This window comes from Streptomyces mutomycini (assembly GCF_001700505.1).
GTDB classification, from domain to species: Bacteria; Actinomycetota; Actinomycetes; order Streptomycetales; family Streptomycetaceae; genus Streptomyces; species Streptomyces mutomycini.
On the sequence record NZ_MAPV01000134.1, the window covers coordinates 24,717 to 31,526 of the forward strand.

The window sequence follows — 6,810 nt, forward strand, 5'->3', positions numbered from 1 at the left end:
GTGCGTGCTGGTCGCCCTTACCGTGTCAGCGTCCATTGATTGCTGTCCAATACCGAATTAAGGTCGGATCAAGACCCTTGGTTAATGAATGGAAGCTTCGATGGAACTGCGTCATCTGACCGCGTTCACCGCCGTCGCCGAGGAGCTGCACTTCGGCCGCGCCGCCAAGCGGCTGCAGATGGCCCAGCCCCCGCTCAGCCAGCAGATCCGCCAGCTGGAGAAGGAGCTCGGCGTCCAGCTCTTCGAGCGCAACACCCGCTCGGTGCGGCTCACCAGCGCGGGGGAGTCCTTCCTCGAACCCGTACGGACCGTGCTCGACGACCTCGACACGGCGGTACGGGCCGCCAAGGCCGCGGGGCGCGGGGAGTACGGCCGGGTCACCATCGGTTTCGCGGGAGCCTCCAGCCACGAGACGCTGCCCCTGCTGACCCGGGCGGTGCGGGCCGCCCACCCCGGGATCGAGCTGGTCATGAAGGGCCAGACGTACGCCAACGTCGCGCTGTCCCGAGTCGCCGACGGTTCCCTCGACCTGGGATTCGTCCGCCTGCCGGTCACCCAGCCCGGGGTGGACTGCCGGGTGATCGACGAGGAGGAGCTGCTGTGCGCGCTGCCCTCCGACCACCCGCTCGCCCGCCTGGAGAGCATCCCGATCGGCATCCTCGCCGATGAGCCCTTCGTCTCGTTCCCCGCGAACGCCGGCTCCACGGTGCGCGACGCGATGGTCCAGGCATGCGAGGCCACCGGCTTCAACCCGCGGGTGGTGCAGGAGGCCCCCGACTCCTACACGATCCTGGCGCTGGTCGCCGCAGGCGTCGGCGTCACGCTCACGGTCTCCTCCGTACGTCACATCCAGCAGAACGGGCTGGTCTACCGGTCCCTCGCCGGCCCGCCCATCCGGCGCCAGGCCGCGCTGGCCTGGCGCACGGACAACCCCTCGGCGGCACTCCGCGCGGTGCTCGCCGTCGCCGAGGAGGCCCTGCCCACGCCGTAGGGCTCCGATTGAGACGCACGGCGTCTCGAACGTGAGGGAACTCGATATTGGACCGACTCAGTGGTCCAGTGCGAAGGTCGCCCCACACATCCGAAGCCGCCGAAAGGTTTTTCCGCCGTGCCCGACCAGACCGATGTCGTCATCTGCGAGCCGCTGCGCACACCCATCGGGCGTTTCGGCGGCGCGTTCGCCCAGCAGACCCCGGCCGCGCTCGCCGCTCGCGTCATCGCCGAGGTCGTCGCCCGTACGGGAGTCGACCCGGACCGGGTGGACGAGGTGATCCTGGGACACGCATACCCCTCGTCCGAGGCCCCCGCCATCGGCCGGGTCGCCGCCCTGGACGCCGGGCTCCCCGACACCGTCACCGGTGTCCAGACCGACCGGCGCTGCGGCTCCGGCCTGCAGGCCGTCCTCGACGCGGCCATGCAGATCCGGGCAGGCTTCAGCGACGTCGTCATCGCGGGCGGCGTCGACGTCATGAGCGCCGCCCCCTACTACACGCACGACGGACGCTGGGGCATCAAGGGCCCCGGCCTCCAGCTCCACGACTCGCTGGCCCGGGGCCGGGTCACCGCGGGCGGCGTCCACCACCCCGTACCCGGCGGCATGATCGAGACAGCGGAGAACCTGCGCCGCGCCTACTCCATCAGCCGCGCCGACCAGGACACCCTCGCCCTGCGCTCGCAGGCCCGCGCCGCCCGCGCCGTACAGGAGGGGCGCTACGACGCGGAGACCGTCGCCGTGACCGTCCGCACAAGGAAGGGCGAGACGGTCGTCACCGCCGACGAGCACCCGCGCCCGGACACCACCGCCGAGCAACTCGCCGCGCTGCACCCCATCATGGCCAAGGCCGACCCCGAGGCCACCGTCACCGCGGGCAACGCGAGCGGGCAGAACGACGCGGCCGCCGCCTGCCTGGTGACCAGCGCCGCCACCGCCGAACGGCTCGGGCTCACCCCGCTCGTCCGTCTGGTCTCCTTCGCCCGCGCGGGTGTCCCCGCCGCGACGATGGGCATCGGCCCCGTCCCGGCCACCCACGCGGCACTCGGCCGTGCCGGACTCACCCTCGCCGACCTCGACCTGATCGAGATCAACGAGGCCTTCGCCGCCCAGGTCCTCGCCTGCACCAGGGAGCTGGGACTCGGCGAGAAGGACCACGAGCAGCGGATCAACGTCAACGGATCCGGTGTCTCGCTCGGCCACCCCGTGGGCGCCACCGGCGCCCGCATCCTGGCCACGCTCAGCCGGGAGATGCACCGCAGCCGTGCGCGCTACGGCCTGGAGACCATGTGCATCGGCGGTGGGCAGGGCCTCGCCGCGGTCTTCGAACGCATCGCCGCCTGAACGCCTCTCCCCAACTCGCACACTCCGTCCCCTCTCCACCACGCGACCCAGGGCGTCTCGGGCGACGTCGGGTCAGCCGTGCCCCCATCCGCTTGATCAACGATGTTCACGGGAGCCACCTATGAGTGCGACCACAGCAACCGCACGCGAGCGAACGAAAGCCGCCAACCGCGCAGGGTTCGGAGCCTTCATCGGCTCCACCATCGAGTGGTTCGACTTCTACATCTACGGGACCGCGGCAGCGCTCGTCTTCGACAAGGTGTTCTTCCCCGAACTCGAAGGTCCCGTAGGCACCCTGGTCGCCTTCGCCACCTTCTGGGTCGGCTTCCTCGCCCGCCCGATCGGCGGCATCATCTTCGGCCACTACGGCGACCGGCTCGGCCGGAAGAAGACGCTCGTCATCACCCTGCTGCTGATGGGCATCTCGACCACCGCGATCGGCCTGCTCCCCGGCTACGCCTCCATCGGCATCGCCGCGCCGATCCTGCTGGTCTGCATCCGCATGATCCAGGGCATCGGCCTCGGTGGCGAGTGGGGCGGCTCCGTCCTGATCGCCTCCGAGCACGCCCCCAAGGGCAAGTCGGTGCTGTACGGGGCGTTCGCCCAGCAGGGCTCGCCCGTCGGCAACACCCTCTCCACCCTCAGCTTCCTCGCCATCAGCCAGCTGCCCGACGACGCGTTCGTCTCCTGGGGATGGCGGGTGCCCTTCCTCGCCTCCGCCGCACTCGTCATCGTCGGTCTGCTGGTCCGGCTGAAGGTCGCCGAGTCCCCGGCCATGGCCAAGCTCATCGAGAAGAAGGAAGTCGTCAAGCTCCCGCTGACCGAGGTCCTGCGCAGCCACCCCATGCTGATCGCCCTCGGCATCGGCGCCTGCACGATCGGCCTGTCCGCGACGTACTTCAAGTCGACGTTCGCCCTGTCCTGGGCCACCACGTCACTCGACTTCGACCGCAGCTCGTTCCTGACGATCATCCTCGTCGCCAACGTCACCCAGATCATCGTCCAGCCCTTCGGCGCCCTCATCGCCACCCGGATGAAGAGCTGGTCCCGTGCGGTGACCGTGATGCTGCTGCCGGAACTGATCCTGATGCCGCTGATGTTCATCCTCATCAGCACCGAGAACTACGGCCTCGCGATGCTCGGGGTCGCCGTCGCCACCATCCCGCACTGCCTCTACTACGCGGCCCTCGCCGGCATGCTCGCCAGCCGCTTCCCCGCCCATCTGCGCTACACCGGCATCTCGCTCTGCTACCAGCTCTGCGGGACCCTGCTCGGCGGCACGACCCCGATCATCGGCCAGTTCCTGCTCAACCGGACCGGTTCCATCACCGCCGTCATCGCGTACGCCGTCTTCCAGGTGGCACTGACCCTGGGCTGCATGCTCCTCCTGCTCAAGCGCCCCAACCACGACGAGCTCGCCGCGGAGCCGGTCACCGCGACGCGCACCGCGCCCGTCACCGCCTGACCGCCCGCACACGCAGAACGGAGTACCGCCCATGCCGCTGACCGCGCACGGCATCCCGGAGATCCTCGCCCTCGGCGGGCGCGACCTCGGGCGCTCGGAGTGGAAGGAGGTCACCCAGGAACTGATCGACGCCTACGCGTACGTCTCGGGGGACCACCAGTGGATCCACACCGACCTCGAGCGCGCCGCCGCCGGCCCCTACGGGCGCACCATCGCGCACGGCTACATGGTGCTGAGCTGGGGCATCCCGATGTTCGGAGAACTGCTCCAGGTCAGCGGCGTGGGACGCGCGCTCAACTACGGGGTCGACCGGGTCCGCTACCCGGCGCCCGTCCCCGTCGGCAGCCGCGTACGCCTGCACGCCACCGTCACCGGGGTGAGCGAGGTCGCGCGGGGCGGCGTGCAGATGACGCGGGGCTTCACCTTCGAACTCGAGGGCTCCGCGAAACCGGCCTGCGTCGCCGCGTCGCTCACGCACTTCTACCCGTAGGCCCACACCCTTCCGACAGCACCCACGCGCAGGCGCCCGCCCGGATCCCCGGGCGGGCGCCTGCGCGTGCAGCCGTGCTATCCGACGCGGTCCGCCCTCCCGGGCTCCGCCGCCCGGTCCGGCGCGGCCAGATGGTCCTTCTGCGCGTCGGGGTCCGTCAGCCGGTTCAGCCGCGCGGGCACGTCGAAGCCGACCAGGAGCGCCACGATCACCGTCCCCGCGAAGGTCAGCACCGCGAGCGCCCGGCCCAGGTCCATCCCGGACGCCAGGTGCGCCCCGAGCACCGGGGCCACGGCACCGCCGAGCGCTCCCACGTTGTAGGTGAAGCCGAGTGCGGCCCCCCGGCCCGCCGTCGGGAAGTGGCCGCCGATGTACCGCGGCAGCAGCCCGGAGATACCGAAGCTCGTGGCCTGCAGCAGGAACAGCAGACAGCCCAGCACCAGCAGGTTGTCCTTGACCGCGAACACCGGGTAGACGAAGGCCAGCGAGGCCAGCAGGGTCAGTGCGTACGCCTTCCTCGCCCCGATCCAGTCGCCCAGGAAACCCGCCGCCCAGCAGCCGGCCATCGTTCCGAAGCCCGCGAAGTAGAGGACGTCGGTGACCTGGTCGGTGGTGTATCCCAGCTCGGTCTTCAGATATGTGGGGAGCAGTGCCTGGATGGGCCAGGAGTACAGGAACGCGAAGAACAGGGTCACGATCATCGACACGTACAGCAGCCAGCCCCGCCGTCCGCCCAGCTGCACCGCGAACGCGGCGAGGGAGAGGCCCGCCACCACCGACAGCACCGGCACGAGGCCCTCGCCGCCCGGGGTGAAGACCAGGAAGAGCGAGAGCGTGGCGGCCACCACCAGGACGGTGTTGACCACGGCGAGCCGCGGTGTCCGGAACAGCGGCCGGAAGGGATTGGGCCTGGCCTCCGATTCCGCGACGTCCGCCGTCCACTCCTCGGCCTCCGGCAGGGCCCTGCGCATCCACAGCGCGACCGCGATGGGTATCAGTCCCAGGTAGAACATCCACCGCCAGCCGAGCGAGGGCACCACCCAGTTGTAGACCTGGGCGGCGAGGACGGAGCCGACAGAGAACCCCGAGATCAGGAACCCGCTCGCCCGGCCGCGGACTCGGGCCGGCCAGCTCTCCATGACGTACGTGGCGCTGGCGCTGTACTCACCGGCCATGCCCATGCCGATGGCCAGCCGGGCGGCGAAGAGGCTGTGGTAGTCCCAGGCGAACCCGCAGGCGAAGGTGCCCAGCGAGTAGAGCATGATGCTCAGCACCATCGAGATCTTGCGGCCGTACCGGTCACCGATGGCCCCCAGGACGGCGCCGCCCAGCCAGCGGGTGATGAAGGCGCCGGAGATCAGACTGGCGGCCTGCACCGTGCTCAGGCCGAAGTCGTCGCTGATCTCGGTGAGGACGAGCGTGATGAGGACGAAGTCGAAGCCGTCGAGGACGTAGCCGATCCAGGCGGCGAAGAAGGACTTCCACTGGGTACCGCTCACCTCGCGGTACCAGGGGAGCGTGGGGGGAGTCTTGTACACAGTGCGCTCCATGGTGCGGGACGGCTCGTCGTCGATGCCGTCCCTCGTGGTGAGGGCTGCTCAGGGCCGGGCGAGGCCGGCGACGAAGCGTGAGGTCAGGGCGGTGGGAGCGGTGATGGCCGTACCGACCACGACGCTGTGGGCGCCGCGGGCGAGTGCCTCGGCAGCCTCCTCGGGAGTATTGATACGGCCTTCGGCGACGACAGGTACAGGGATCGCGGCGGAGAGAGAAGTCACAAGGTCCAGATCCGGGCCGGTCTGCTTCGGGGTCCCCGGCACGTAACCGGACAGGGTCGTGGAGACGAAGTCCGCCCCCTGCTGCGCCGCGGCGATGCCCTCGGCGAGCGTGGAGACGTCGGCCATGACCAGGGCCCCCGCCGCGTGCACGGCGGTGACGAGCTCGGCGAACGTGGAGCCGTCGGGGCGCGGCCGGTCGGTGGCGTCGGCGGCGACGACGGCCGCACCGGCCTCGACGACCGCCAGGGCGTGCCGGACGGTCGGGGTGATGTAGACACCGGTGTCGCCGTCCTTCCACAGGCCGATGACCGGCAGGTCCACGGCCTTCACGATCGCGGCGACGACCTCCGGCTCGTTGGCGCGGATCGCGGAGCCGCCACCGGCGACGGCCGAGAGGGCCAGGCGTACGAGCGTGGCGGTCTCCCGCATCGGGTCACCGGGGGGTGCCTGGCAGGAGACGATCAACCGGCCCCGGAGGGTGTCGGCCAGATCCTGTGCGGTCATCGGAGTGCTCCCGGGTGGTGGAGGGGAAGGGTGGTGGTCAGTGCGGCGGCGCCCAGCACGGCGGCGTCGTGGCCGAAGAGAGGGGGTACGGGGGTGAGCCCGCGCAGCGGCGGCATCAGCTCGGCGGCGAAGGCGGCGGCCAGTGCGTCGCCGTACAGCGCGCCGATCCGGGGGACCCCGCCGCCGATGACGACCCGGTCGGGGCCGAGCGCGTTGGCCAGGCCGCCGAGGACCCGTCCGG

7 protein-coding genes are annotated in these 6,810 nt (G+C 70.8%); 4 read left to right on the forward strand and 3 right to left on the reverse strand.

Annotated elements, in window-relative coordinates; all coding sequences use genetic code 11:
• Positions 1 to 100 precede the first annotated feature (100 nt).
• From BFF76_RS19990 to BFF76_RS20005, 4 genes are all read left to right on the forward strand, one after another.
• Positions 101 to 991: a LysR family transcriptional regulator gene (locus tag BFF76_RS19990; RefSeq protein ID WP_031095370.1), complete on the forward strand. Its 891-nt coding sequence runs from the start codon at positions 101 to 103 to the stop codon at positions 989 to 991.
• Positions 992 to 1,108: 117 nt separating this feature from the next.
• Positions 1,109 to 2,335 carry an acetyl-CoA C-acetyltransferase gene (locus BFF76_RS19995; RefSeq protein WP_065848743.1) on the forward strand — a complete coding sequence of 409 codons (1,227 nt, stop codon included), beginning with the start codon at positions 1,109 to 1,111 and terminating at the stop codon, positions 2,333 to 2,335.
• Positions 2,336 to 2,456: 121 nt separating this feature from the next.
• Positions 2,457 to 3,800: an MFS transporter gene (locus BFF76_RS20000; RefSeq protein ID WP_065848744.1), complete on the forward strand. Its 1,344-nt coding sequence runs from the start codon at positions 2,457 to 2,459 to the stop codon at positions 3,798 to 3,800.
• Between the two features lie 31 nt (positions 3,801 to 3,831).
• Complete coding sequence (locus BFF76_RS20005) at positions 3,832 to 4,290, forward strand: MaoC family dehydratase (RefSeq protein WP_065848745.1); 459 nt, start codon at positions 3,832 to 3,834, stop codon at positions 4,288 to 4,290.
• Between the two features lie 77 nt (positions 4,291 to 4,367).
• On the opposite strand, the gene BFF76_RS20010 is transcribed toward BFF76_RS20005, so the two are convergent.
• The 3 genes from BFF76_RS20010 to BFF76_RS20020 form a co-directional block, all read right to left on the reverse strand.
• Complete coding sequence (locus BFF76_RS20010; RefSeq protein ID WP_031095364.1) at positions 4,368 to 5,840, reverse strand: sialate:H+ symport family MFS transporter; 1,473 nt, start codon at positions 5,838 to 5,840, stop codon at positions 4,368 to 4,370.
• A gap of 48 nt (positions 5,841 to 5,888) precedes the next feature.
• Positions 5,889 to 6,569 (reverse strand): N-acetylmannosamine-6-phosphate 2-epimerase, encoded by a 681-nt coding sequence (locus tag BFF76_RS20015; RefSeq protein WP_053929294.1) that lies wholly within the window; start codon positions 6,567 to 6,569, stop codon positions 5,889 to 5,891.
• On the reverse strand, positions 6,566 to 6,810 hold a 245-nt coding region (locus tag BFF76_RS20020), incomplete at its 5' end, for an ROK family protein (protein ID WP_141695632.1). The genes BFF76_RS20015 and BFF76_RS20020, both read right to left, overlap by 4 nt.

Coding starts and splice junctions, on each gene's coding strand:
- BFF76_RS19990 (WP_031095370.1), top strand. CDS start 101: ATGGAACTGCGTCATCTGACCGCGTTCACCGCCGTCGCCGAGGAGCTG.
- BFF76_RS20000 (WP_065848744.1), top strand. CDS start 2,457: ATGAGTGCGACCACAGCAACCGCACGCGAGCGAACGAAAGCCGCCAAC.
- BFF76_RS20005 (WP_065848745.1), top strand. CDS start 3,832: ATGCCGCTGACCGCGCACGGCATCCCGGAGATCCTCGCCCTCGGCGGG.
- BFF76_RS20010 (WP_031095364.1), bottom strand. CDS start 5,840: ATGGAGCGCACTGTGTACAAGACTCCCCCCACGCTCCCCTGGTACCGC.
- BFF76_RS20015 (WP_053929294.1), bottom strand. CDS start 6,569: ATGACCGCACAGGATCTGGCCGACACCCTCCGGGGCCGGTTGATCGTC.